The sequence below is a fragment of the Prochlorococcus sp. MIT 1318 genome (assembly GCF_047304505.1).
Taxonomy (GTDB): Bacteria; Cyanobacteriota; Cyanobacteriia; order PCC-6307; family Cyanobiaceae; genus Prochlorococcus; species Prochlorococcus marinus_D.
The window spans coordinates 2,266,853-2,293,402 of the sequence record NZ_CP138958.1; the positions used below are offsets into that span (position 1 = coordinate 2,266,853).

21 protein-coding genes are annotated in these 26,550 nt (G+C 51.1%); 8 read left to right on the forward strand and 13 right to left on the reverse strand.

What is annotated here, in order from left to right; all coding sequences use genetic code 11:
• Positions 1-13: 13 nt before the first annotated feature.
• The 11 genes from clpB to SIB66_RS11490 all read right to left on the reverse strand — a co-directional run bounded on the left by clpB (position 14) and on the right by SIB66_RS11490 (position 11,941).
• Positions 14-2,605, reverse strand: a complete 2,592-nt coding sequence (gene clpB, locus SIB66_RS11440) for an ATP-dependent chaperone ClpB (protein ID WP_063406630.1) — start codon at positions 2,603-2,605, stop codon at positions 14-16.
• Between the two features lie 429 nt (positions 2,606-3,034).
• Positions 3,035-3,250 (reverse strand): Nif11-like leader peptide family natural product precursor, encoded by a 216-nt coding sequence (locus SIB66_RS11445; protein ID WP_063397712.1) that lies wholly within the window; start codon positions 3,248-3,250, stop codon positions 3,035-3,037.
• A gap of 198 nt (positions 3,251-3,448) precedes the next feature.
• The gene (gene petE, locus SIB66_RS11450; protein WP_063395688.1) at positions 3,449-3,808 is read right to left on the reverse strand and encodes a plastocyanin; all 360 of its coding nucleotides are present in this window, start codon (positions 3,806-3,808) and stop codon (positions 3,449-3,451) included.
• 28 nt (positions 3,809-3,836) lie between these two features.
• Entirely contained in the window at positions 3,837-4,844 is a 1,008-nt protein-coding gene (locus SIB66_RS11455; RefSeq protein ID WP_063406629.1) for an NAD-dependent epimerase/dehydratase family protein, read from the reverse strand.
• A complete protein-coding gene (gene hemE / locus SIB66_RS11460) occupies positions 4,841-5,899 on the reverse strand; it encodes a uroporphyrinogen decarboxylase (protein ID WP_063406628.1) in 1,059 nt (352 codons plus the stop codon). Before hemE ends, SIB66_RS11455 begins: the two co-directional genes overlap by 4 nt.
• Positions 5,900-6,008: 109 nt before the next feature.
• On the reverse strand, positions 6,009-8,279 hold the full coding sequence (glgB, locus tag SIB66_RS11465; RefSeq protein ID WP_063406627.1) for a 1,4-alpha-glucan branching protein GlgB: 2,271 nt from the start codon (positions 8,277-8,279) through the stop codon (positions 6,009-6,011).
• A gap of 100 nt (positions 8,280-8,379) precedes the next feature.
• The gene (locus SIB66_RS11470) at positions 8,380-9,147 is read right to left on the reverse strand and encodes a DUF3887 domain-containing protein (RefSeq protein ID WP_063406626.1); all 768 of its coding nucleotides are present in this window, start codon (positions 9,145-9,147) and stop codon (positions 8,380-8,382) included.
• A complete protein-coding gene (locus SIB66_RS11475) occupies positions 9,102-10,745 on the reverse strand; it encodes a CocE/NonD family hydrolase (RefSeq protein WP_063406625.1) in 1,644 nt (547 codons plus the stop codon). Before SIB66_RS11475 ends, SIB66_RS11470 begins: the two co-directional genes overlap by 46 nt.
• Positions 10,735-11,001, reverse strand: coding sequence for a hypothetical protein (locus tag SIB66_RS11480; RefSeq protein WP_063406624.1), 267 nt, complete (start codon positions 10,999-11,001; stop codon positions 10,735-10,737). Before SIB66_RS11480 ends, SIB66_RS11475 begins: the two co-directional genes overlap by 11 nt.
• A 66-nt stretch (positions 11,002-11,067) precedes the next feature.
• On the reverse strand, positions 11,068-11,472 hold the full coding sequence (locus SIB66_RS11485) for a DUF4332 domain-containing protein (RefSeq protein WP_063406623.1): 405 nt from the start codon (positions 11,470-11,472) through the stop codon (positions 11,068-11,070).
• On the reverse strand, positions 11,462-11,941 hold the full coding sequence (locus SIB66_RS11490) for a Ycf51 family protein (protein WP_011129818.1): 480 nt from the start codon (positions 11,939-11,941) through the stop codon (positions 11,462-11,464). The genes SIB66_RS11485 and SIB66_RS11490 overlap by 11 nt, the downstream gene beginning before the upstream one ends.
• Positions 11,942-12,006: 65 nt before the next feature.
• Here SIB66_RS11490 and SIB66_RS11495 point away from each other — a divergent pair, with 65 nt between their 5' ends.
• Genes SIB66_RS11495 through SIB66_RS11530 form a run of 8 tightly spaced genes read left to right on the forward strand, consistent with a single transcriptional unit; the run spans position 12,007 to position 22,166 of the window.
• The gene (locus tag SIB66_RS11495; RefSeq protein WP_063406622.1) at positions 12,007-16,443 is read left to right on the forward strand and encodes a translocation/assembly module TamB domain-containing protein; all 4,437 of its coding nucleotides are present in this window, start codon (positions 12,007-12,009) and stop codon (positions 16,441-16,443) included.
• A 4-nt stretch (positions 16,444-16,447) separates the two neighbouring features.
• Positions 16,448-17,362: an ROK family protein gene (locus tag SIB66_RS11500; RefSeq protein ID WP_063403246.1), complete on the forward strand. Its 915-nt coding sequence runs from the start codon at positions 16,448-16,450 to the stop codon at positions 17,360-17,362.
• A 34-nt stretch (positions 17,363-17,396) separates the two neighbouring features.
• Positions 17,397-18,713: a glutamate-5-semialdehyde dehydrogenase gene (locus SIB66_RS11505; protein WP_063406621.1), complete on the forward strand. Its 1,317-nt coding sequence runs from the start codon at positions 17,397-17,399 to the stop codon at positions 18,711-18,713.
• Positions 18,680-19,093, forward strand: a complete 414-nt coding sequence (locus tag SIB66_RS11510) for a dihydroneopterin aldolase (protein ID WP_063406620.1) — start codon at positions 18,680-18,682, stop codon at positions 19,091-19,093. Before SIB66_RS11505 ends, SIB66_RS11510 begins: the two co-directional genes overlap by 34 nt.
• Positions 19,094-19,114: 21 nt before the next feature.
• Complete coding sequence (locus tag SIB66_RS11515; RefSeq protein ID WP_063406619.1) at positions 19,115-19,735, forward strand: esterase/lipase family protein; 621 nt, start codon at positions 19,115-19,117, stop codon at positions 19,733-19,735.
• A gap of 58 nt (positions 19,736-19,793) precedes the next feature.
• Positions 19,794-20,495 (forward strand): hypothetical protein, encoded by a 702-nt coding sequence (locus tag SIB66_RS11520; RefSeq protein WP_063403242.1) that lies wholly within the window; start codon positions 19,794-19,796, stop codon positions 20,493-20,495.
• Positions 20,496-20,547: 52 nt separating this feature from the next.
• Positions 20,548-21,060, forward strand: coding sequence for a hypothetical protein (locus SIB66_RS11525; RefSeq protein WP_063407007.1), 513 nt, complete (start codon positions 20,548-20,550; stop codon positions 21,058-21,060).
• A gap of 20 nt (positions 21,061-21,080) precedes the next feature.
• Positions 21,081-22,166 carry a hypothetical protein gene (locus SIB66_RS11530; protein ID WP_063406618.1) on the forward strand — a complete coding sequence of 362 codons (1,086 nt, stop codon included), beginning with the start codon at positions 21,081-21,083 and terminating at the stop codon, positions 22,164-22,166.
• 850 nt (positions 22,167-23,016) lie between these two features.
• Here the strand turns inward: SIB66_RS11530 and SIB66_RS11535 are convergent.
• Together SIB66_RS11535 and SIB66_RS11540 are read right to left on the reverse strand one after the other, a co-directional pair.
• Positions 23,017-24,618: a hypothetical protein gene (locus SIB66_RS11535; protein ID WP_063406617.1), complete on the reverse strand. Its 1,602-nt coding sequence runs from the start codon at positions 24,616-24,618 to the stop codon at positions 23,017-23,019.
• Positions 24,619-25,055: 437 nt separating this feature from the next.
• Positions 25,056-26,546, reverse strand: a complete 1,491-nt coding sequence (locus SIB66_RS11540) for a hypothetical protein (RefSeq protein WP_063406616.1) — start codon at positions 26,544-26,546, stop codon at positions 25,056-25,058.
• Positions 26,547-26,550: the final 4 nt, after the last annotated feature.

A 26,550-nucleotide genomic window follows, 5' to 3' on the forward strand; every position in this document is an offset into this window, starting at 1 on the left:
AAGGGGATAAGCATTAGCGAAAACTCAGACGCTCCTGATCCACATCCACATGCACAATCTGACTATCTCCATAAAGGCCCGCCAGGATACTTTTGGCTATTGGAGTTTCAAGCTCGCGTTGTATCGCTCGCTTGAGGGGTCGAGCCCCATAAACAGGGTCATAGCCAGCATTGGCGAGCCAATCAGCTGCTGTATCACTGATCTCTAGGCCAAGCTTGCGATCGCAAAGACGCTCACGCAGCCGATTGACCTGAAGGGCAACGATCTGACGCAGTTCCTCGCGCCTGAGGCTATGAAAGATGATTGTTTCATCCAGGCGATTGAGAAACTCAGGCCTAAAATGAGCGTGCAAAGCATCATGAACTCGCCGCTCCATTTCCCCGTATTGACTATAATCGCCTCCCAAGTCGAGAATCGACTGGCTGCCAATATTACTGGTAAGAATTAGCACCGTATTTGTAAAATCAACTGTGCGACCCTGACCATCGGTGACACGTCCATCATCAAGGATCTGTAACATCACATTGAACACATCTTGGTGTGCCTTCTCCACTTCATCGAACAGGATTACCGCATAAGGGCGTCTGCGTACGGCTTCGGTGAGCTGTCCACCGGCCTCATAGCCGACATAACCCGGAGGTGCCCCAATCAGTCTGCTGACACTGTGCTTCTCCATATACTCAGACATATCGATTCGCACCAAAGCCGCCTCGCTGTCAAACAGTTGAGAGGCCAATGCCTTGGATAGCTCCGTTTTACCGACACCAGTGGGGCCTAGAAATAAAAAACTTGCGATCGGGCGGTTGGGATCACTTAAACCTGCCCTAGAACGCTGAATCGCATCTGCAACAGCTTGCACAGCCTGTTCTTGGCCAATCACACGTTGGTGGAGTTCTGCTTCAAGTCCAAGCAGCTTTTCCATTTCCGACTGCACAAGCTTGGCGACGGGAATCCCGGTCCATTTAGCGATGACATCAGCAATATCGTCTTCCGTAACCTCCTCTCGCAGCAGTGATTTATCGCCTGCATCTCCATCTTGGGCCAGTGCAATTTCTTTCTCGCTGAGTTGTTTCTGCAATCCCGCCAGAGTTCCATACTCCAGTTCAGCTGCCTTGTTGAGGTCGTAGCTGCGCTTGGCTTGCTCAACTTGCAATTGCACCCGTTCGATTTCTTCTTTGAGCGAAGAAAGGTCGTCAATCGCACCTTTTTCTTGTTGCCACTGTGCATTGAGGGCACTTTGTTGCTCTGATAATTCAGCAAGTTCGCGTTCTAGTTTTTCCAACCTTTCCTTGCTAACGGAGTCGGACTCACGTCCTAGGGAAAGCTTCTCCATCTCGAGCTGCACAATCTTGCGATCAATTTCATCAATTTCCTCAGGCTTGGAAGTGATTTCCATTTTCAGCCGTGCAGCAGATTCATCCATCAAATCGATGGCTTTATCTGGCAAAAAACGATCGGCAATATATCGGCTACTGAGCACAGCTGCAGCAACTAGGGCGTTATCAGCAATGCGCACACCATGATGCACTTCGTAGCGTTCTTTGAGACCACGCAGGATGGAGATCGTGTCTTGCACTGTGGGTTGATCCACAAGCACTTGTTGGAATCTTCTTTCTAAAGCGGGGTCTTTTTCGATGTGCTGTCGGTGCTCATCGAGGGTCGTTGCACCAATGCAGCGCAGTTCCCCTCGAGCCAGCATTGGCTTAAGCAGATTGCTGGCATCCATTGCCCCACCGGTCGCTCCAGCTCCTACAACAGTATGGATTTCATCAATAAAAAGTACGATTTGTCCTTCAGAGGCGGTAACTTCTTTGAGCACCGCCTTGAGTCGCTCTTCGAATTCACCTCGATATTTCGCCCCTGCAATCAAAGCACCCATATCAAGGGCGATTAACTGTCTGTTCTGAAGGGCTGCAGGTACATCGCCATTAACAATCCGCTGTGCGAGGCCTTCAACAATTGCGGTTTTTCCCACCCCTGGCTCCCCAATGAGGACAGGGTTGTTTTTGGTGCGCCTACTAAGAATCTGAATCGTGCGTCGAATCTCATCGTCCCTTCCGATGACAGGGTCGAGTTTGCCTTCGCGAGCAGCAGCAGTCAGGTCTCTGCCATATTTTTCGAGAGATTCGTAAGTTCCTTCTGGGTTCTGATCGGTCACCTTCTGGTTTCCGCGTACCGCGTCAATTGCAACCTTTAGTTTGCCGGCATCCACGCCCGCTTGATTGAGCAACTTGCGGCCGCAACGATTGTCCCCGGCCAATGCAAGTAACAGATGTTCAATCGAGATGAAACTATCGCCAAAAGCTTGCTTATGTTTCTCAGCTTGATCGAGAAGATCATTGACTCCCTTGCCCAGATAGACAGAGTCTGGCGCAGCCTGCAGAGTGGGCTGTTCTTGCAGGTGTGCCTCCACGGCTGTTTGCAAGTTGCCGATCGACACACCTGCTTTTTCTAGGATTCTTCCTGCCAAAGCGTTTTGCTGGAGCAGTGACAACAACAAATGCTCTGTTTCCAGTTGCTGGTGCTTGCGTTGTTGGGCAAGTTGTTGGGCCAAAACGATTGCTGCCCAGCCTTTTTCGGTAAATTGATCCGCCGTAGGTTGCATGTGGTCTTTTACGTTGATTCAACCGTATGTCGACTAACCATTAGCGCCAAGCGGTAAACCGTTCTGATTGGTACGGCTCTTTCGGCAGAGTGTGGTAAGCACCACCAAGAGACAAATCAAACCTCATTGCTGAATTCGTCATCAACAACTGTCATCTATGCATTAAGGTATTTAATTATTGGTTTAAAGAAGCCTATAGATCAACCATCTATGCACGATTAGATCATCTCTTCATGGCTTAAACTTTTAGTATTCTCTTGATCCAAATACAACAGCCTACCCAAAATTTAGATTATCTTTTACTCTAAGCAAAATGTATTGCTACTGACACCAATCATGCTTATACCTTAATTCAACATAAGCGTCGTGACCTTCAACCATTTCAACAGCAAATATTTGAAGATTTGCAGCCACTTGCATTCAAGCCAATCATTTGCGAATTGGAGAGATTCTACTTTTTCTAAACCAATCCTCTATCTGCTGGGACTCAGCCTCATTTTGAAGATCGCAAAGCTTGACAGGAAAACCATAATCTTTAGCTAGATCTATTAACTCCTGATCATTAGAGCAATTCTTCAACTGGCCTCGTAGCGTTAAACTGTGCTCAGCGGCATGGAGAAGATCAGACAGGCCCTCACGTGTCATTGCATCATATACATTCTTAGTTTAATAATATATCCAAGCTTTGACGCCTGCAAACCAGTGAGAAACCTATGCAGACTTGCTTGAGTGATAAAACCTATATCATCTAATAATAAAAATGTAGAAACAAAAAAGAATAGTTACCTCAGGCTTGATATTTTTAGGGTATTTAAAATCTACTTATTGGTCAGTCAGTTTAACTCAGTTAACAGTAACCGTTCCAACCATGCCAGCGCCACGATGGGGCTCACAGTAGAAATCATAAGTACCAGCAGTTGAGAAGGTTTGTTCCCAAGATTCACCAGGTGCAAAGGCTAAATCTGGATGGCTTAACTCATCGTGGCCTTCAAATACAGCGTTATGTGGGGCCAGATTGTTGTTGACGAACTTGATCGTATCTCCAGCCTGAATCGTTAAAGAGCTGGGCTCGAAAGCAAGCATGCCTGAATCGGTGCCTAGCTTCACTTCAGTAGTGGCGGCCTGAACGGAAGAAACTCCAAGCCCAATCACCAAGAGCAGGGCGCAGGCAGCTGCTGCGATAGAGCGAAGCATTGAGGCCATGAGGGCTTGCATCATTTCTATGAACACTTTAACCCTTATTGTGAACTTTTCCTCGCTGCGGCAGCCCTGAATCTGCTAACACGGCTTCAAGTGTGGCTCCATGGCTGTGACCTCCGACACGTTCTGGTGTCGTAATTGGATCATGCACAAAGTGCCGTTGTTTGATACTGAAGCGATCCCAGGCATTGATTTCGATCGGTAGCACCTTGATCAGAGCCTCAATCAGCCAACCCCACAGGGGTAAACCAGGCGTCTGCCTGAGCCCACGCCAGCGACAAAGCGTCGCTATAGCTTGATTAACAGAGATTGCGGGTTGACCCATAACCAAACGCCGAATAGCTCCCTGCCCAGCCTCTCGATTAGGGAGTTTGGAGGTCGTTGCCAAGTGGCCACATATGCAAGCAATATCAGCTGCGTGAATGAAATGAAAGCTGGCATCAGCCCGTAGCCAGCGTGCCAGCCAAAGCCAGCGGCTTGCTTCTTCTAACCCTTCAGTGAGATAGCTGGTAGGAAATGGGCTCGTGCCATCGACCCTTCCCCCGAAAACGAGCGTAGGAAAAACAGCCACGATCCGATCAGACAACGGATGGTGCTCAAGGTCCTGGAGGCACTGAGCCTTGGTTTGAATGTATTCAGTGCCATACGAAAGAGCTTCTGGCAATGGCTGAAGATCCCGATTGAGGATGCTTGCCGTGGAGAAATAAGTGATCTGCTCAAGAACCTCTGGATTGAGAAGCCCGAGCAGAGTTTTAACAGCCACAACATTCACTTGATGGGCTCGCTCTGGATCCCCCCAGGCCGTTGCCGTATGAATCACACGGCTGACCGTGGCTAGCTGATTAGCAAAACAATGGGGGGCACGTAGATCTCCAACCAGCAGTTGAACACGTGGGTGTTGCGCTGAGATGGCCGTGAGTTTGGCCGGGTCTCTGAGCCAGAGCAGTAACTCGGCATCGGAGTTTTCAAGTAGCCAGGCGGCTGTGTACTGCCCAACACAGCCGCTGGCTCCTGTGATCAGGATCCGGGCAGGAGTCAAGCGGCAGATCCGATCAGATTGTCAACAGTCTTGCCAGCTTCAAAAAACACCTTGGCATTGTCCTCAGGTGTTCCAGGCAGAATGCCATGGCCGAGGTTGAGGATGTGCCGGCGACCTCGAGCCTTGCGAACCGCATCGACAATTCGCTCTCGAATCGCTTCTGGTGTTCCAAACAACAGGCCAGGGTCAACATTGCCTTGCACACCTAAGTGATCGGGAAGTCGAGCGCAGCCATCGGCCATATCAACAGTCCAGTCAAGAGAAATGATGTCGACACCTGTGCGCCCCATTCGTTCCAACACTCCAGCGCTGCCGGAGATGTAGAGAATCATTGGAGTGTCGGGATGAGTGGATTTCACCAGGTCTACGACTCTTTTTTGATAAGGCGCTGCAAAGGTGTCGTAGTCGGCCGGGCTTAGCTGACCGGCCCAGGAATCAAACATCTGCACGACCTGGGCGCCGGAATCGATTTGATAACGCAAATAAGTGGCAATCGATTCAGCGAAATGGTTGAGCAAACGATGCAGAATATCTGGCTGCTGGAAAGCCATCGCCTTGATCACGGCGTAATTCTTGCTGCTTTTGCCCTCAACAACATAGGCCGCAAGGGTCCAGGGAGCACCCACAAAACCCAACACAGCAGCTTTATTACCAACGCTCTCGCGCAGGCGTCCGAGCACCTCGCCAACAAAAGGCATGGTTGCGTTTGGCTCCAATGGCTGAAGAGCCTCAATTTGGCTGAGGCTGCGAATCGGCTTTTGGATAAGGGGGCCCTTGCTTTCAACGATGTCGAAATCGATGCCCATGCCGGGCAAGGGAGTGAGGATGTCTGAGAACAAAATCACCCCATCAGGCTGGAATGCTTCAAAGGGCTGCATCGAGATCTGGTAAGAGAGATCAGGATTTTCAGAACGCTCTCGAAAACTGGGGTAACGGTCCCGGAGATCCCGGTAAACCTTCATGTAGCGTCCCGCCTGGCGCATCATCCACACAGGGGTCCGCTCGACCGACTCACCACGCGCAGCGCGGAGCAATAAGGGCTGGGAGTCGCTCATTACAAGGGTCAGGATCAGTCAGAAAACCTACCTGAAGGCCGTTGTTGTTCAGGCCATCAGTGATGTTGAGAAGGCAGCTTCGTCACATGTTCATTGGCTTTGGCTGCACTCAAAGACTTCGCTTCGGGTCATGACGGAAGACAAGCACGCTCAGCGCTGGTAGGCAGAGTTCAAGAGACTGCTCATATCCATGGATATTGAATTCATCAGTGTTTTTACCGCCCATATTGCCCAGGTTTCTACCGCCGTAACAAGAGCTGTCTGTATTGAGAACTTCCTGATAATAGCCACTAATAGGCACGCCAACTCTGTAATTTGAATGACTTTGTGGTGTGAAGTTGGCGACGACGACAAGCCAAGTTCCGCCACTACTTTCACGACGCATAAAGCTGATTACAGAATGACGATTATCATTGCAATCAATCCATTGGAATCCATATTGATCAAAGTCATCTTTCCATAGAGCAGGCTCGGCTTTATAGAAAGTGTTGAGGTCATCAACCAATCTCTGCAGACCCTTATGAGGATCATGTTTCAACAGCTCCCATTGCAGATCTCCCCATACATTCCATTCCGATCGTTGACCAAATTCCATTCCCATGAAGATAGTTTTCTTGCCAGGATGGGTCCACATATAGGCAAGCAATGCACGAACACTTGCACATTTCTGCCAGTCATCTCCGGGCATCTTATGGAGAAGATTGCTTTTACCATGCACAACCTCATCATGACTAAGTGCCAGCATGAAGTTTTCGGTGTAGGCATACCAAATCGAAAAAGTGATGTTGTTCTGGTGAAACTGCCTAAACCAAGGATCTAACTCGAAATAATCGAGCATGTCATGCATCCAACCCATATTCCATTTAAGATTGAATCCCAGGCCGCCCATATCAGTGGGCTGAGTAACCATGGGCCAAGTTGTTGACTCCTCCGCAATTGAAAGCGCTCCAGGGAAGTGCTGGAAAAGAACGTGATTGGCCTGTTGGAGGAATCGAACTGCTTCTGTATTTTCTCGCCCTCCATCTTCATTGGCAATCCATTCTCCATCAGGTCGAAGATAGTCGCGATAAAGCATCGAAGCCACCGCATCAACACGAATACCATCAATATGGAATTGCTCAAACCAATACACAAGATTGGCAACGAGGAAGTTGCGAACCTCGTTGCGGCTGTAGTTGAAGATCAGCGTGCCCCATTCCTTGTGTTCACCAATGCGTGGATCAGAATGTTCGTAGAGATGGGTTCCATCAAAGAAGGCCAGGCCATGACCATCCTTAGGGAAATGGCCTGGCACCCAATCGATGATCACACCTAAACCTTCGGCGTGGCAGCGATCAACAAATGCACGGAATTCATCCGGACTTCCAAATCGGCTGGTGGGTGCATACCACCCTGTGACCTGGTATCCCCATGAGCCATCAAATGGATGCTCTGAGATTGGCATCAGTTCGATGTGGGTGAATCCCCGATCTTTCACGTAGGGGATTAACTGGTCGGCTAGTTCGGGATAGGTCAGAAGACGAGCTCCAGGCTTCATGTCAGCAGCGAGTACCGGCGCCCGGTGCGTGCCATCCAACTCGATATACGGTTCATCTGTTGCTGCATGAATCCAGCTGCCTAAATGCATTTCATAGACAGAAATTGGCTGATCGAGAGCATTACGACTATCCCGTTGCCGCACCCATTGCTCGTCCTGCCATTGATAGCGATCAAGCCTCGCGACTACGGAGCTTGTCGCTGGGCGCACCTCGTGCTGGAAACCATAGGGATCAGCTTTCTGATAGCAATGGCCGTCCTGGGTTCGGATTTCGTATTTATAAAGGGTCCCTTCTTTAAACCCAGGAATAAAGAGCTCCCAAAGGCCTCCCTGGCGACGCTGCATCGGATGATGACGGCCATCCCATCCGTTTAATTCTCCGAGAACAGCCACACTGCATGCATGGGGTGCCCAGAGACAGAACATCACTCCCTCAACACCCTCACGCTCCATCAGATGGGCGCCCATGCGTTGCCAAATGTGGTGATGGTTGCCCTCCGCAAAGAGGTGACGGTCCATCTCCCCCATCCATTCATCGTGGAAGGCCCAGGGGTCGTGCTGCTCATGCACGATTCCTGCGCGTTTAACCCGCACCTGGTATGTGCGGCCGGGATCTTGGTTGAGAGCTGCTTCGAAGATCCAGGAGTGATTGGGCGTTGTCATGGCAGTCGTTCTGCCATCACAAAGCAGCTCTACTTGGCTTGCCTCCGGCATCCAGATGCGCACGATCCATTGCCCCTCATGGGATTGAGGACCCAGCAGCGAGAAAGGATGATCGTGGCGACATTCAGCAAGTCTTTGGCCGTCTTGAACCACCCAGTCGAGGGCAACACTGGTGGTCATGGGGCAAGGACATCAATGGCCGGGAGCTTAGGTCGATTCATGGACCGCAAGGGCAGAGTGAGAACCAGAGTGAGCAGTTGAATCAGCGAACGCTGATCAATCAGACCAGATCCGCTGAGAAATCCACGTTGATGATCTCCCCTTGACTGTTGAAAATGACAAAAAGGTTGTCTGTTAAATCGCCAAACTCAATGGTCACTAGAACCAGCTGCTGTTCCCCGCCTTGGCTGGCAACAATCGCATCTTTCACCTTTTGGAAACCTCCGGTGACGCGATTGAGTTTTGTCCACTTGCGTTGCAAGTCTTGTGGTTTCAACTCCTGTTGAAAGCTCAGCTCAAGAAAGGAACGCGCAGCGATCCAGCGAGCAGAGACCAAATCGTTAACGAAATCAATGGCTGATTGCTCGATCGGCAATGCTTCACCACTCCATTTCCATGCGATCAATTTCCCTTTCTGATCGAGAACCATGATCAACGGGACGTCGCCATCGATGGTCTCAACCATGGCGTCGACAGTGGTGTCGTCTATGCCTGGTGAGACGTCGACAATACGACTTGACTTGACTTGAGGGCGCCTTTTCAAACGTTGTTGGATCCGTTCAGTGGTGGTGCTGCTGCGCAGGGGTTCTGAAAGTTGGCCATAGATGGTTTTGGCGTCTTGCACCACTAATGCCTTGAGCAGGATTTGCGCTGTTTTTGTCGCCTCAGCAGGGCTCAAGGTGGTCTTTTGAATGGTCTCCTGCGCTGCCACAGTCGGAAGGGTTAGTGAACTCAGGCCCATGGGCAATCCAAGGGATAGGCTCAGCAGGCAAACAGACAGCTTCAAAACTCTTGGGGCAAATCGAAATCTATTTTGCCGGAGTTCCATGGCAAAAGCCTCAACTTGGATCCATTGAGCTGCAGTGTCATGGTCACCACTTGGCAATGGGGTCCTGGAGGGCCACAGGGATGACGATCGTGGCCTGGGTTGACACCAATGGCCGGCCAGGCTGCACCTGCGAGAGATAGGCGCAGATGTTCTCCTCGCTGCAGGTCTGCAAGTATTGGTTGAAGTTTCACCTTGCGCGGCAGCATGCGAAGGGCCTGCTCTCCTTGCACACGAAGAAAACCTGTTGAGAGCTGCTTCACCTCGCTGTGGCTGCGATTAACAATGGAGAGGGCAACGCAAAGGTCAAATCCCGGTTGATCTGACTGCACGGTCAGCTGCAGTAATGGGATCCCATTGAGTTGGAGAGGTTCCTGCAAAGCAGGACTTGTGAAGGAAGCCACATCGGCGCGCTGGTCCACGGCGCTGCGCTCAGCAACTCCTGGTTTTGGGCTGAGATGTCCTCCCACTGCTTGAACCGGTCGCCAAGGGTCATGGACCACATAAACCACGCCGCCACCTTTCTTGTTCTGATGCAGGGTGCCTTCTGTGGGGTCCAAGCAGGCCATCCCTCCACTGACAAGACTCCAGCCGGCATAGGCTGATGTTGTGGTCTGGGTGGGGCTTGCAAATGTCTGCCAAGAACAAGACGTGATATTCCAGATCCGCCCATGGGGTCTTGAATTCGTTAAGGCTTTCGAAGATTGCAGATGGCGATCAAAGAACTCCAGCTGAAGTTGCTGTGCATCAGGCCACCACTGCAGGTGAGTCGCTGGACCGATGTGAAGTTCTGGACTACCACCTACTTGGCTTGATCGTTGATAGAGATCAAGCAGGCCATTCAAATGGGGGTCCCACCAGCCACCCAGAAGCAGCATCGGTTGACGAAGCCAGGAATCCAAGGGCTTGTGTACAACCCAGTCTTGATCGTTTTGGCTCGCTTGATGTAGCCATCTCAAGCTCATTCCATCGGGATCGTGGCGTTTCAGAAGTGCCGGCCCCTCATACAGGTAGCTGTCGTCTTCCAAACTGCGGCGAAGCTCTCTCCATGCTTCCCAGTTGCCACAGCGACGAGCCTGTAGTGCTGCAAGTTGCAGCCCCCAGGCCAAGCCAAGATGCCACCAGTGAGCACCTCCCTCACAACTCCAATGGTTGCGCTCATCAACTCCTGCCATCGCTGGTGCCAGACAGTCCGGTGGTGGCGTCCCGGGTTCGGCAAGCAGCTGTGTTAGGCCCTGATAGGAAAACCCATAGGTTCCAAGGCGGCCATTGCATTCTGGTAACTCCCGAACCCATGCATGCGTCTGACTGGTATCAGAAGCTTCTTGCAGGAAGCCATTGAAGTGGCCTTCAGAATCCCCTTGACCACGTACGTCCTGGACCACGACCAGATAGCCGTGACTTGCCCACCAACCAGGATGGATGTAAGTCACAGTTGAGGCGAGCGCACGTCCGTAGGGCTGACGCATCACTAGAGCAGGCCAGGGTCCCTCACCTTTCGGGACCCATAACCTGGCAACGAGCTTGACCCCGTCAGAGAGTGTTAGCCAGGCATCGTGCCAGTTCACGGATCCAGAGCTCGTTCGACCTTCAACGCACATCCGGACAGTTCATTCCAATCACATAGGTGGCCAGAATCTCAGCGTTATTTGAGCTGAGATTGCGTTGGCGGGCGACTTCTGAGATCGCTTGAGATGAATAAGCCGAAACCCCTTTGGTATTGAGAGCCTTAAATTGACTGCACAATTCGCGCGCTTCGTCTGGGTTGTTTTTGACGCTTTCAAGAAGGCTGGACTGCGCCTTGACATCCGAAGCACTGGCAAGGGCTACGACGATCAGCGCTGGCAAATAGCGCATTGGTCCCAAAGATTCACGCTGTGATCATTTGAGGCACTCTTGCCGGGATTGTGGGGCTTCGCTAGGTCAGTTCTGCAGTTGCCTAGTACGAGCAAGCTGGATCCAGCGATTCGCCATAGCAAGGTCCACGCTCGATTGTCGATGGTTATTGAGTTGGCGTTGTAACCGTCCCGTCTGATGCACGACATCCTGTGGAGTCGCAGCGGCCAAAGCGGCTGCAGTGGCTAGCCCGGAGTGGATCAGCAAGGCAGCATCCGCCAGTTCTAGATCTAGATCACAAATAAGTGCGGCCATGCCTCGCAATCGTTTCAGGTTGCGGGTCGTCGCAAGCCCTCCCTTAGCAAGTCGGTTGAGTTGCTGGTCCTCGAGGCGTTTCAATGCGCTCCATGTTGTGATCCCTGCGGCCACGAGCAGGGCTTGTTCGTCACGAAAGCTTTGAGGTAAATCTCCCAAAGGTTGATCAACCTGCATCACTTTTTTCGGCTAATGGCAGCGTGATGTTCTGACGCAAGTCGCGTATGACTTCGCCGAGGATGACGGGTTGACTGACACCCTCTCCAACCGATTCCAGCCTGCGCAGCCGAACATGCACTTCACTGCCGTTATATCCACCGCGATGGATGTTGCCCGCTAGTTGCTGCAATGTGGCTTCAACCGCTTCATCAGGAAAGTCATCGGGGACCTGGGCGACAACAAGGTCCGTGCTGTTGTCAAACACCACGGGTACCACCAGAGCTCCTTCCACCTTGAGGGGGGGGGTATAGCTCACGCCAAAAGCCCAACAGCTTGCCAGAAGAAGAAGGTTGAAGCTGGTCACTCCCACCAGCCGGAAGCGTTGTCCCCAACGAACCAAGAAAGCAATCAGGGTCATTAGGCTTAGGGCTAGGCCTGACCAGGCAAGCCATCCGGTTGCGGTTTCAATCAGCTCTGGAATGGACATGGACTGGTGAAGCTCAAGAGAACTACTTATATTTCGCACGCTCCCAGGAAGGTTGACTCAAATCGATGGGAGAAAAGAGTCAATCTTTGGCTAAAGGGCGATGGAAACGCCCTGCTGTTCTACTGCTAACCAGCAGCTTGGTTGTTTGGGTTGGCGCCGATCGAGTTGTTGCTGCCCTTCTTGAACGTCTGCGTCCGCAACTGGAGCAACAGCTTTCAAAACCTCTAGGCCATCCTTTAAAAATTGGTGCCTATCAGGGCCTGCGGCCCTGGGGTATGGCCATTGGTCGCACTGAAGTGCTGTCTGGAAGTCATGACGATTCCACAGCATCGCTCTCTGGTCTAACCATCAGCCTTGCTCCAATGGCCAGCCTGTTGCGTTTGCGACCCGTTGCCGTACTTACCCTTGAAGGATCTCGGTTAACGCTGCGTCGTAATCACAAGGGTTTCTACTGGGTCCCTGGTCCATCCAAAGGCGAGCCTCCCCCAAAGGTTGATCTTCAGCTGCGGTTGACTCAGCCCGCCAGGGTCCGCATCGAACCGGCAAACTTGGAGTTCACCGCCACCACACGGGCAGACCTTCAGTTGGCGGAGGGATGGGCCAATGGATCTGTCCAATTTGCATTGCCAGATCGTGGAAGATTCTTCCTAAAGGGCCGTGGGCGCTGGGATCGTTTAGAGCTTCAGGCCCATGCTCGTTTGGACCAAATCAGCCTTGAACCATTGCAGGGGCTTTGGCCGGGAACACTGTCGATGCAAATGCAAGGTCAGCTTGGCGGTGATCTCCAAGTGAGTCTTAATCAGGGACGTATGGGCTGCAAGGGAGCCCTGTCATTGGTTCGATTCCAATTAGCGGGTGGTCCCCTCAAAAAGTCACTCTCATCTCGTGAAGCCAAGATCAACTGTCGTCAAGATCGTCTTCAGTTACCTCTCAGCCAGTGGCGTTACGGCCCTTGGACCGCTTCTCTCAAGGGAGGTGCTCGTCTCAATCACTCCTACAACCTCGACCTCAAGGTCAACCAGCGGCAACAAGGGCATACCTTCCAAGCCCGGATCAATGGACCTTGGCATGAGCCCAATCTGCACGCCAGTGGCCGCTGGATAGTTGCCCCAAAGATCCCCGTTGATGGTCCGCTGCAACTGAACTTGCAGATGCGCACCAACTGGCGCAATCCCAAGGCCTTCAGGGCCGTTATTGACACTTTTGATGTTCGTGGTCCAGGTCTTCAGGTCCGAGCAAGGGGCCCCCTCTATCCCGAGTTAGGGCTGAACACCCAGCGCCTGGAGTTTGCAGGACCTGCATGGCAGCGCATCCCTGTGCTTGCTGATCTTCTCGGCAGCCAATCCTTAATCAAAGGCAAGCTTCAGCTTGAGGGCCCTTCATCGAGCCCCCAACTTCAGCTAAGCCTTGCTCAGCAACGTAATCCTTTGCTGGAAACCTGGTCTCTGCGAGCGGGGTGGTCAGCAGATTCCGGTTTGCTCCGCTTAAGGCAGTTCAACAGTCCCCTGCTCAAAGTTGTGGCGGACTTGCCTCTCTCAGTTGATCAAGGACGCCTACGCAGTGGAGAACTGCAGGCCAATCTGAATTTGAGTCCTTTCCCTTTAGCTCGTGTTGGTCCGCTTCTCGGCACCTCTTTGGCTGGAACCCTTGCTGCCTCGGGTCAGGTGAGAGGGCCATTGTCGGCCCTTCGTCCAAATCTTTCCCTCCGGGTGGTGAATCCAGAGGCTGGAGGGTTGCGGTTGTTGGAAGATTGGCAAGGGAACTTGGCCGGACTCCCTGCTGGGGGTAGCACTCTGCTGATGGAATCAGTGCGGTCGGTGATCCCTGGGCAGCTCTCATCTCGATTGGGACGCGACTGGTTGCCACAGGAGTTGGCGATTAACCGTGGAGATGGCCGTCTCTCGCTAAACGGCATCCCAGCTCGCTATCGCTGGGAGTTGAACAACTTCAAAGTGGATGGAATTGAGGCGGCCCTGTCTTCAAAGCAGCGATTTGAAGGCGTTTATGGTCAACTCAGCGGATCAGGCCGCCTGGGCCTTCAGCCCCTGGCCATGGAAGGCCAAGTCACCATCAGCAATCCAGGGCTGATGGGTCTGCAATTTCAACAGGCTTGGCTTCAGGGGAGGGTTGCCAACCAGCGTTACAAGCTGACTGGTGAGCTGCTACCAGCGGATACAGGCCAGATCAATCTTGCAGCGGGAGGTCGCCTTGGTGGCGAACTCTCTGGTAAGGCAAATGCACGCGGTCTAAGCGCGCGTTGGTTGATCTCTAGTGCAGAGCAACTTTCTAATTTTAATGATGTTCTTCCAGCTTCGATTGGGCGAGCCCAAGATCTGGGCAGTCTGTTGATGCAAACCTTGGGAAGGTCTCTAGATGATCAGCTCAAAGTCTTGGCAGCGGCGCAGGCTTCCGTAAATCGTTTCGACCAGCAAAATCGTCGTAGCAAGATCATCCATCAAGAAGATCTACGTGGGCAGATTGATGCGGTGATCGATCTGAAGGGTCCCAATCTGTCCAAGCTCAATCTGGGGCTAAAGGCCAGCGGTCATCTCTGGACAGAAGGTGAGGATCAGGATCACGCCCTACAAGTCAAACCCATTTTCGCCTCGATTCAAGGACCACTGCATGGTGGGGAAGGGTCTTTTTCACTGCTTCACGTTCCCTTTTCTCTGCTTTCGTTGGTTGCACCTCTACCTCAAGCACTGCGGGGCGCTCTGGGACTTTCGGGTCGATACAACCTGAGACGGGGAACCCCTGAGATCACAGCTGATCTAGTGATGGAAAGCGCCAGGTTGGCTGAAAGCAAATTGAGCTTGGACAAAGGACAGATTCTCTTGAATGATGCCCTCCTGAACCTCGACTTGGCGCTGCGAAGCTCTTCTTCCAAAGAGGCTGTAACCATTACCGGTCAAGTGCCTCTGGATCCCTCCTCTCCAATAGACGTCAGGGTTGAGAGCCACGGCGACGGCCTACATTTTCTGGCTGATTTTGCTGAAGGTACGGTCACCTGGAAGGGCGGTAATTCCGACCTCAAGTTGTTGTTTAGCGGCAGCCTTAGCGCTCCTCAGGCGAATGGATTTTTGGTGGTGCAAAACGGCGAATTCGTCGTCATGGAACAAGTTGTCAAAGGGTTGGAGGCTGCCATGGTTTTTGACTTCAATCGCCTTGAGGTGCAGCGTCTCAAAGCAAAGATTGGTTCGAAGGGCATCTTGCAAGGTGCGGGATCCATTGCCTTGCTTCGCCCTGCACCTGAAGACCAGCCCCTGACGATCGAGATCAGTCAGTCCCGTTTTAAGTTGCCAAAGGCTGATGTAGGGGTGGCAGCCAAGATCAAGTTCACGGGTGCCTTGCTGAAACCCTTGATTGGCGGTGAGCTCACGATCAAAGAAGGAACGATCTCACCCGCCGGCTCAGGGCTTCTGCGACCGATCAACTCTGCCATTCAATCCACCAAAAGGCCTGGAGCCGGAGAGGCGATAGCAACTTCAAGCAGCCCCAAATTTGTTAATGCCAACACCCTGCTTGAGGAGCAGTGGGATTTCAAGAAACCCTTGGTCTTGCTTGGACCAGATGTAGAGGTCAGTCGGAGCAGGATGTTGAGCTCCGTTATTCCCAACATCCCCTCTGTCAGCTTCGACAACCTGCGTTTAAAGCTGGGGCCAAATTTGCGCATCACTGCTAATGCGCTGGCCAATTTCAGTACAGAAGGGTTGCTCAGTTTGAATGGCCCCCTAGATCCAAAGCTTCAGGCTCGTGGTGTAATTCGGCTACTGAATGGACGGCTGAATCTGTTTACGACGTTCTTCAGTCTTGATCAGCGAGCTGCGAATGTCGCTGTTTTTACTCCTTCTCTGGGCCTAATCCCTTACGTTGATGTCGCCATGAACAGCCAGGTATCCGACAGCATCAGCATCGGCACCGACAGTAATGCCGCATCAGCGAATGTATTTGATACCAATGGAACAGGTGCTCTTGGAGCCGGAGGACAGTTCCGCTTGATCAAAGTGATGGTGAAGGCCGAGGGACCTGCAAATCGTCTTTTCCAAAACATTGAATTACGCAGCTCGCCGTCACTGCCTCGTGCTCAATTGCTGGGGTTAATTGGAGGAAATTCACTGGCAGGGTTGTCGGGAGAAGGTGGTGGTGCGGCACTAGCGACTGTGATCGGTCAATCTCTTCTCACCCCTGTTCTTGGAACAATCTCTGATGCTTTCAGTCAACGAATGCAAATTGCCCTTTATCCTGCATACGTCTCGCCAGTTGTGACGAGTCAACAAGAGCGCGTTTCTGGGCAAGTCCCACCCACGCTCGAGTTAGTCACAGACATTGGTATTGATATCACTAAGCGACTTAACGTTTCTATTTTGGCGACACCAGACCGCAACGATATTCCTCCGCAAGGTACCCTTACTTATCAAATCAGTCCCAGCATGAATCTCTCAGGTTCTGTAGACAGCCAGGGAATTTGGCAGAGCCAATTGCAATTATTTTTCCGCTTTTGACCAGTTGGCAACCGACTCAGCTCAGTTCATCGGTGTCGATTTGGGAGGTACCGCGATCAAGTTAGGTCGATTTGATCAGCAGGGCCATCTGTTGGCAGAAACCGAGTTGCCAACCCCTCAACCCTCGGTGCCAGGTGCTGTCACAGTTGCTCTTTGCGAAGCTATCGAGACTGTTGATCCAAACCATCATGCTGCATTCGTGGGAGTGGGCTTACCAGGACCAATGGATGCTGAAGGGCGGGTCGCCAGGGTCTGTATCAACCTGCCTGGATGGCTGGAGGTTCCTTTAGCCGACTGGTTGGAACCACGACTGAATCGGCACGTCACCCTGGCGAATGATGGCAACTGTGCTCTCGTTGGTGAAGCATGGCAGGGCGCGGCCCAAGATTTTGAAAACGTCGTTCTGCTCACTCTTGGCACTGGAGTAGGTGGGGGCGTCATGCTTGGGGGTCAATTGTTTGTCGGTCATAACGGGGCTGCAGCCGAGCCTGGTCTGATTGGGGTGGATTCTGAAGGTCCCAGCTGCAACAGTGGAAACCAAGGCTCCCTAGAGCAGTACGCCAGCATTGGCGCCCTTCAACGTCTATGGGCTGGGGACCCAGAAGAATTAAGCGACCGAGCTGCTTCTGGCGATCGCGAGGCTCTCGAGATCTGGGAAACCTATGGCCGCAAACTTGGGGTAGGAATCAGTTCTCTCGTCTATGTTTTCACCCCTCAGCTGGTGCTGGTCGGAGGAGGTCTTGCAGGTGGAGCAGTTCATTTCCTACCAACAGTCCGTCAGGAAGTAGAGAAGCGGGTGCAAGCTGTGAGCAGAGAGGGTTTGCAGATTCGCTCCTGTGCCCTTGGGAATGGAGCTGGTCGCCTGGGGGCAGCTCGACTTGCCCTTCAACGTCTCTTAAGTGTCGGCAATGCCCCTTGAGGCGTAATGATGAGCACAGCTGTGCCGCGCTGTGATGACAACTTATCCTGGAGTTCCTGAGCCTTCCGCCCAGTTGCTGCGACTTGCAGCAGAGGTGCGGCAAGCAGCCATGGCTCTTGGGCAAAGTGATGACAACCAGCGGAGTAAGGCCCTGATGGCAATGGCCAATGCTTTGCTGTCAAGCTCTGAGCAGATCGTGAGGGCTAATCGACTCGATTTAGAGAAGGCTCGAACTGAGGGACTTGCTTCTGCCCTGATGGCGCGGCTCAAGCTTGATGAAAGCAAACTCAACTCGGCTATCGAGGGGCTCAGGCAGTTGGCTCAATTATCTGATCCCCTTGGTTTGCGTCAGTTGCATCGTGAACTGGATCAAGACCTTGTGCTGGAGCGCATCACCGTTCCTCTTGGAGTCCTGGGGGTAATCTTTGAGGCGCGCCCAGATGCCGTAATTCAGATCGCTTCACTGGCAATTCGCTCTGGCAATGGCGCACTTCTCAAGGGCGGCAGCGAAGCAAGCCACACCAATCAGGCCATCATTGAGGCGTTGAAGAATGGTCTGGCTGAAACAGAGATCGATCCCGAGGCAATTGCCTTACTCAAGACCCGTCAGGAAAGCCTTGCCCTACTTCGCCTTGATGGCCTAGTGGATTTGATCATCCCTCGCGGCAGCAACGAACTGGTGCGTTTCATTCAAGACAACACACGAATTCCGGTTCTTGGTCATGCGGACGGAATCTGTCATCTCTATCTCGACGCCGCGGCGGATCTGAAGCAGGCCCTACAGATTGCAATCGATAGCAAGACCCAGTACCCCGCAGCATGCAACGCTATTGAAACTCTGCTCATTCATCAGTCCATTGCACCGTCGTTTTTAGAGCTTGCAATTCCTGCCTTTCGTCACGCCGGGGTTCGTCTGCTTGGGGATTCAGCGAGCCGGGCTTTAGGAGTAGAAGAGTCAGCAAGTGAAGAGGATTGGGCTACGGAATATCTCGATCTGATTCTGTCAGTGAAAGTGGTGCCTGATCTAGAGGGAGCCCTGGATCACATCCGTCGCTATAGCTCCCGTCACACGGAGGCAATTGTCAGCAATGATCAGGAGACGGCTGAGCGTTTTCTCCAAGCTGTCGATAGTGCCGGTGTTTTTCACAATTGCTCCACGCGTTTTGCCGATGGATTCCGTTATGGCTTTGGCGCCGAGGTTGGAATCAGTACTCAAACACTGCCTCCAAGGGGGCCGGTTGGCTTGGAAGGGCTGGTGACCTATCGCTATCGGTTGCGTGGACAAGGCCACATTGTGGCGGACTATGCCAATGGTGAATGCATGTTCACTCACCGGGACCTACCGCTGTGATCAATCGTCTCCCTTTAGGAGCCATTCATGTTAACGATGTGCGCTTGTGGGCTCACGTGGGTGTGCTTGACCATGAAAGACGTGAAGGGCAGTGGTTCAGCTTGGATTTCAGCCTTTGGTTAGACCTTGACAAGGCTGCCCTGGATGATGACCTCAATGCCACTGCGGACTACAGCTTGGCTATTGGTGCAATGCAACGACTCTCCTTTGAACTGAAGTGTTTCACCATCGAACACTTCAGCGAGCGATTGCTAGTGCTCTTGGAAGATCTCTACGGTCCTGTGCCAATGCGAGTGCTTGTGCGTAAATGTGCTGCGCCGGTGCCTGGGTTTAGTGGCAGTGTGGCTGTTGAAAGGTGTCGCAATTGGCCAACACCCTGATCTTTGTCAAGGCTTTTCGCGATGTTTACGCATGTCGCATCAGTGGATAAACCCCGTCGACCATTGGTGCTTGTACATGGTCTTTGGGATACCCCGCATCTTTTTAGGCGGTTGGTGAAGGCACTCGAACAGCATCAGCTACCTCTACAGATCCCCCATCTGCCTCATCGCCTGGGAGCTGTTCCGCTTTCCAAGCTGGCGGAGACGTTGGATCAGCTCATCGTTGAGAAGTGGGGGGCCGAGACGGTTATCGATGTACTTGGATTTTCGATGGGAGGGGTGATCAGTCGAATTTGGCTGCAACAACTAGGTGGATCACGACGAACGCATCGTTTTCTGAGTGTAGGAAGTCCACAGCGAGGCACCCTCACAGCCCAGTGGATTCCCGCCTGTTTGTTTGCTGGTTTAGCGGATATGAAGCGCGGCAGCCCCTTACTGCGCCAGCTCAACGGAGACTTTTCAGCCTTAGAAGACATTGAATGCAGCAGCTATTTCTGTCGATGGGATGTCATGGTTGTTCCAGGCTGGCAAGCCGTATTACCGGTGGGTGAGCAACAGGCCGTTCCAGTATTCACGCATCAACAATTGATGTCTCATCCGCTGGCATTGAAGTTGCTGATTTCAAAGCTTCTCAGTAATTAACTTGGCGAAGTCGAGTTACCTGACCAAAATGAGCAAATACTCATAAACAAGCATACAGATGTGTTTCTCGGCGTCAGCCAGCTTTACGGCTGCAGCGGTCCTCATGCCCTTAGGGCTTTATACCCACCATCTTGCGTCTGAAGCGAAACGTCCCGGATACAAACCTCTAGCCCTAGTACCGTTCTTCTTCGGGCTACAGCAATTTATTGAGGGTTTTGTATGGGTGGGATTAGGTCATGGAGAAACAGTAGCCTCACCGGTCGAACCTCTCACGTCAATTACTTCTGTTGGCTTTCTATTTTTTGCCTATTGCTTCTGGATGATATGGATTCCATGGAGCGCATACTCGATTGGGCGTCATTCCGAAAGTGAAGGAGTCAAGAGAGCTTTACGCTGGGTTTGGATTATTGGTTCCATCCTTGGAATCTCATTCTGGCTGCCTTTATTAATACATCCACCGTTGATCCAGCCAGGACTAGTGACAGGCGGAAGGATCGTCTACAACGTCAACACCATCTTCCATAATTTCATCAATACAGAACCTATTGGAGAACTAATTTATTGGTGCTGGATTGTCATTCCTTTGCTGATTCTTAAAGACAAAGCCGTCAAACTCTTCGGAGCATTAATTGTATTATCTATCATTCTGACACTGTTTACATATAGCATGGCTTTCAATTCAGTATGGTGCTTCTACAGTGCTATTCTTTCAATTTTTGTTCTCTGGATCGTAAATCGTCCGGAGATGCGTCGTGCCTGATGCTCTTGCTCTTCTGCAGGGCTTAAGCGGACTCAGCCAAGGCCTTGATTCCATGGCCGAAGTACTGCTTAAAATGGAGGCTGGAGTTGAATTGTTGCTGGCAGTTGGCCTTTCAATGTCAGCAGCACATTTCTTTTCTCTCCTTGCTAATCGTTTAGGTCCTGTTCAAATTGCCGTGCATTTATTATTTGATGCGCTAGGCCTAAGCCTAGCTTTTCTATTGGGGATTCTCTGTGACAGCTTGATCCTTACTTCTCTAAAGGATGTACCTTTACATCCGATTACTTTTGCAAACCATATACTACCAGCAATTTGGCCAGGATTATTTTATATTCTTGCCGGAGCTCCTTATATTAGTGATCTAATTGCTGTAACACTTTTCGCATGGATTCACCTCAATGTAGTTGTTTTATTAAAAGCTATTTATGGTATACCTCTCCAGCAAGGCTTGGTCATGGCCCTTCCTGGTTTTGCCTTGGCACTTGTTTTAATTGCGCTCTTGTTCGCTCAGAGGTGGAAATCAAGTTACGCCCAACTAGCACGAGAAGTGGCTCTTAATCATTGAGTTGGATCTGATCTGAGATCATGACTAAGACTAGATCTTCGCTTCGCCATCATCGTGAGCTGCTGCTTACAAGCCGCAGGACAGTTGTTGTTTTGATGCTGGCCTCAGCCATCCTTTTGTTCCTGTGCGTAGCTGTGATTCGTCGCGATGCTATTGCATTAGTAACCAGCGAATCGATTGATGAGCTCCTTAAGCTTGCGGCACTTCTGGTGATCATCTTGGTCCCTCTGTCAGGTATTTATTCAGTGATGCTTGACTTTGTCTTTTGGGAAGGGTGGCTTGATGGTCTTCCTAACCCAAGTCATCTATTTGCTGAACGATCCCCGGATATTTCTGGACATCGGAATTACATCATTTACCTGGATGGCATTCATCAAAGTGAAGAAGACCATCCTCCACGGGTTAGTCGATTCCTCTCGCAACTAGAAGAAGGAATTGATCATGAGTCTATTTTAGTCAAAGGCATTGAGGCTTACACAATCATGCCTGTTGCACTGCGTTCAGATTCATACAGTCAGTGGTTCTGGCGAAGGTTATTTTCTCTACAAGAGCATCATCCCAATTCATTAGTTCGTTTTCTAAGCGCCTTTTGTGTACAAGCCAATAATGTCATCAAAGTGGGAATTTCCTCTGACCGCCGTTATGGCCCGGTGATGAATTATGAGCTTGCCTTGAAAATCGCCCATCGTCTTGAATCGCTTGGCTTCCATCCCAGTAAGGCTGTGCGCCTGGTATTAGTGGGTTACAGCGGAGGAGGAGAGATGGCTATTGGGACAGCGGAGATCTTGCAACAACTCTGTCGTGTTCCAGTACAAGTGATCACTGTCTGTGGAGTGTTCAGTGGGAATGGTGCTTTAGAAGAGATCAATCGTGTGGCTATGGTCGTTGGCGGGAAAGACCCTGTTGCGGCTCTTGGTCAAGTGGCTTACCCAGGGCGTTCTCCACTGTTGCCATTGTCAAACTGGAATCGATGGCAACGCAAAAGGAAGCTGACTCGCTATGAAATTTCCGGCATGAATCATTGTGGTCACTCAGGACCATTCAGTGATGATTTCAGCTCTAAAGTAGTTGATGCAATTTGTTGTGAACTATGTATGACCAGATAAGCGCCTATAAAGTCAGTCTTTACATGTTTTTTTCGCATTAATACAAGTTGTTAGTACGACCAGACTTGCACACAATGATTGAAGATTGAAATTTTTAGTGAAGGAACTATCTAACATGTTAGCCAACTAAGCTACAACCTCTCGGCTTTCTATCCCATCATAAAGATATCTCTTGCGACTCCCAAAAAGCCCCTGAAGACTTAGCTGCAGACAATAAAGGCCGCCAAAACCTTTCCAATAAAGCGCTAGAAGGTGTAGCTGGTCAAACTCTTTCGGTGGCTGGGGCAGATTAACTGCTCAATGTGTCATCTCTGTTGGTAAAACGAATCCATGTTTCCAGAATTCCACTATCGCACTAAATAGTGACTACCATTTTTCAGGATAAGATCTAGGGGATCAATGATGTTGTATTTCATAGAGACAAATAAATAATTTACAATCATAGGGTGGCTAGGTTTACTTTGGTCTTGGTATTTGAACACTCATCCCAAACGGTGTGCTGAGACTATCTCAAACTTAAAAGTAATTACTTAGCACTATAAATTCAGTCATCAACTTCTTAGCTCTAAACCAATACTTACAATCCCTCAAGCCTAATATCAGCATCTTCGTTCAAAACTCTTTCTCTCATAAATCCACCAATAACATTCTCAAGGTTATTATCAGAGAAGATCTGCCTCCCTTTCACTGGGATCGAGTCATTCTCTTAGGCATCAGTCATCGTTGTAAATATTTTTTTGGCATCCATTCTACAAACGAAGAGGCGTGACATGCAGCAGCCTGGCAGAATTGATCCAGTAGTGTTATCTACGCTCATTTCTTTAACTTATGCATTTTAAAAACAGTTTTGTCAACCAGAAATCAATCTGCGCTGATGCAAACCGGCGAGCATGAACACAACTGCCATTAGTAGATAGCCCGTTGCCCAGGAGCTACCAACTCCCCAGCCAAGCTCCAGAACAGTATCAGTCTGGGTGAATCGCCAAGCGTGGATGATCCCAATCCATGAGGCTGCAGATGCGAGGAAAGAAGTAATGCTTGCTGCTAAAAAGCGTTGTTCGATCACATAAACCAACATTGCCGCTAGCAGCATGGCGGTAATAATTTGTCCTTGCTCAAGGGCAAAAGCACCACTTGCCCATACATCAGCTTCTTGAAGCCTTCCCAATAAAGCTGAATTAAAAGGTTCTGAATTGCTTCCGGCTCCTCCTGCGCGCAAACCAGCCTTGATCAGTGATGCACCCCATCCTGCTAGTCCAGGAAGCAGGCCGAGAGCTACTGCCGGTGCATGGGTGCTGGGCGTGGCTTGAAAGGCTTGAGCAGCAATCACGATGCCGATATAGAGCACGATCGCCATGCCTGCCTCAATAGGTACCAACTCAGCGACCAAACCAAAAACACCTAGAAGACAAGCGCTACCCATTACCAAGCCATTTAGCCAGGAATAGCCAATGCGAGCCCCCATTTCCTTCCAGGCTGGATGGCCGATATAAATAGTTGTAGGAAAACAAGACCCCAAACCTGCGGCAGCCATTGTGCCGATGCCATCAATCAATAAAGAGCTTCGAACGCAATAACGATCACCTGCCGCCTCTGCGCTTTCGATGTTTTGAAGAGATCCCAGCACGTTGAATAGGCCCATTGGCACAATCACCCCTAGCCAGGGCAGCAGCTGGCCACGAGCATTCCAAAGATTGGCGATTTCTAGGTGAGGAAGGCGCAAGCCAATCTGACTTGCTTCCTGACTCCAACGGCTAGCGTCGCTATCGATTAATCCAGTACTCCAAGCAAGCCCCACGCCAATAACAACAGCAAGCAAGCCACCAGGAATGGGCAATCGCAAGCGTCCGTAATAGGTGACCAGAACAATTGCTAGTACTGTCAGCCCCACTACAGGTTGGGCATAGGTACGCAGCAGAAAGCCAAGGGCGATGTAGCCAAGAGCAATGCCGGCGAGAGTGGCAAGTAATGCAGCCCTAGGCAGCCAGCGACGCAGTACCCCTGCTGTAAAAGCCCCTACTGTTTCGATCAGCCCTGAGCCCAGGCAAGCCACCATCCCTGCTTGCCAGGAAAGGCGAACAGCGCTTGCCTCATCCATTCCCTGGCCCAATGCGGTGAGTTTCACAGGGAGCATTACCAAAAACACATACGCAAACAGGCTCACGGTGTTGATTCCGTAGGGCAGAGCTGTCCGATCACTACGTTTTTCGATGCTGGCAAGTTGATGAGCCTGATGCGCGTAGGCAAGGTTGCCTATCAGCAGGCTTATTCCTGTGGCAGGAAGGATTGTGCCGAAAACTAATTCATTCGGATAGCCGAGCACGTTGCGGCATAAGGCAATTATCAAGAGGACTTGAATCAAGTTATCGAGGCCAAGTCCTAGGAATCCGTCGACATCTCCACGGACAAACCATTGCGGCCTCCAGTGCTTCTGCTTGAGATCTGAATGCATGGCAGTTTGGTAAGACCAGTTCAATCATGTCTTGCTACTTCCTGATGTTGCAAGACAATGTCTTTTCAAAAGAGCCTTGCTTGTTAAGTAGGAGGCAGTTCGAGTGGACGATTTATGCTTTTTCAAGCTTCATGTCTGCTTAGTTAGCACGTGTACTTTTCGCAAGCACGATTCCCTTGATTGAATTGCCTTTAGCTTCTTTTAGGTATTAAAGGCTTAAATGAACTTGATGATTAACCAATTCTATGCATCATGATCAAAAGCATCTACTTTGATTTCTCGTGACTAAGCAGCTTGATGAAATCCCCCCAGAGCAAAGTCGTTCTTTCGATAGGCTTGTTAACTTCACTGATGTGGCAGTAGATCATCTGCTTGGCATTGGCTCGCTCGGCTTCCGGTTGATCTATCTATAACTGAAAACGTGCGTTGGCATCGCTTTAGAGATCCACTTCGCCGTTGAGGTCCCTCACAAGCGCAAATGGACTGTGGCTGGGTTGACAGCTTAAAAGCCTCTTCATTGCCTCTAATCGTGCAGAGCCTTGCAGGCTCAGATCCTGGGGCAACGTGTCAAGGCCCCATCGGTAGCGATCTACCACACTAGTGTTGATACAAAAACCCTGATCAAGAAGGATGTCGAGGCTACGGCGTAGTCGTTCTCGCCATATTCCTCCCAGTGTCAGTGGAAATAAATGGGTAGAGCCGTTAAGGCATTGCTCCAGTAGTGCTGTTGAATCAATGCAATAGCCCAGGGCTCCATACCCCCCTAGACGTAGCTTTTGCGAGCTTGCCTCCATATTGTGCACCGCTGCGATTAATTCGGTGATCTCTATTGCATCGGCGAGGCGTTGCTGTGTCAATGGCTGACTGGGGTACGCGACTGTTCCATTGTGGCGATCGTTCTGCCAGGGCCGATGCAGGTCGTTCATCGCAGCCCAGCCATTCACGCCTTCTATACCCTGGCAATACTGCAGTAAAATGGAATCATTGCCCTGTGGTTGCAGCTCAAGCTCGAAGCTGCAATGCGGCAACAAGCTGAGAATCTCCTGGTTGCGATCATCCTCTAGACCCGTGCGATATGGAATCGCCAAAGGGACCTGAAACCATCTCCCGCTTTCATTGGCTTGGCTAGCTCCCAGGCCGAAGCTGGCCACACTGGCTCTAATTCGTCCGCAACAGTGCCAACCCTGTCGGTTCAGCAACTCAATCAGTTGACGTCCTGAGGATAGCCCCTCGAATAAGAAAGGTTCCGAGGGATGCAATGCCTCTGGTAGACGATTGGCAGCGAGGCAATTGAGCACCTGAGCCATGAGCTCATTCATGCGTTGAGAAGACTCGTTCTGAAGCATGACCAAGCCCTCGTTGTGCCAGACCAGGCCACTACCGAGTGCCGTGAGGCCTTTCCCTAAAGCGGTTGGAGCAAGCTGTTTAGGGTCAGAAAGTGCATCACTAGTGATTGGCTGGTTGGCCAGTAATCGACAGTTCTTTAAATTGCACGGCACCCCCACACCATGTCCTGGCTTTAAGGCAACTGAGGGTTGGCGCCAGAGTTCCAGGGCACTGGGCGGTTCGTTCTCCCGAATCGGCAGCAGATGCTGTAGGTCATCAGCCAACGCTGCCAACAGCAGAGGGCTTAGCAAACCATCTTCTAATAGGGTTGCAATCCCTCGTAGACGTTCAGGAAGAACGGCCGGGGCCATCCTCCAGCCTCTCGGCAGCATTCCTATCAGTGGGATTACACGGCGATGATCGAGATCACGTAACAACTCACTTAGCAATTGTTCTCGGCTTATGCCGCGACGCAAGCTGCTTGTTTCAAGCACCTCCTCAAGTGCAATCAGTGGTGCCGTGTGGATATCGTCATGCTCGTCTTGGCCCCAGCTTTGTGATAACGCTAGGGGGTTCAGAGAGTGCGGTATCTCTTCAGCCATCTCC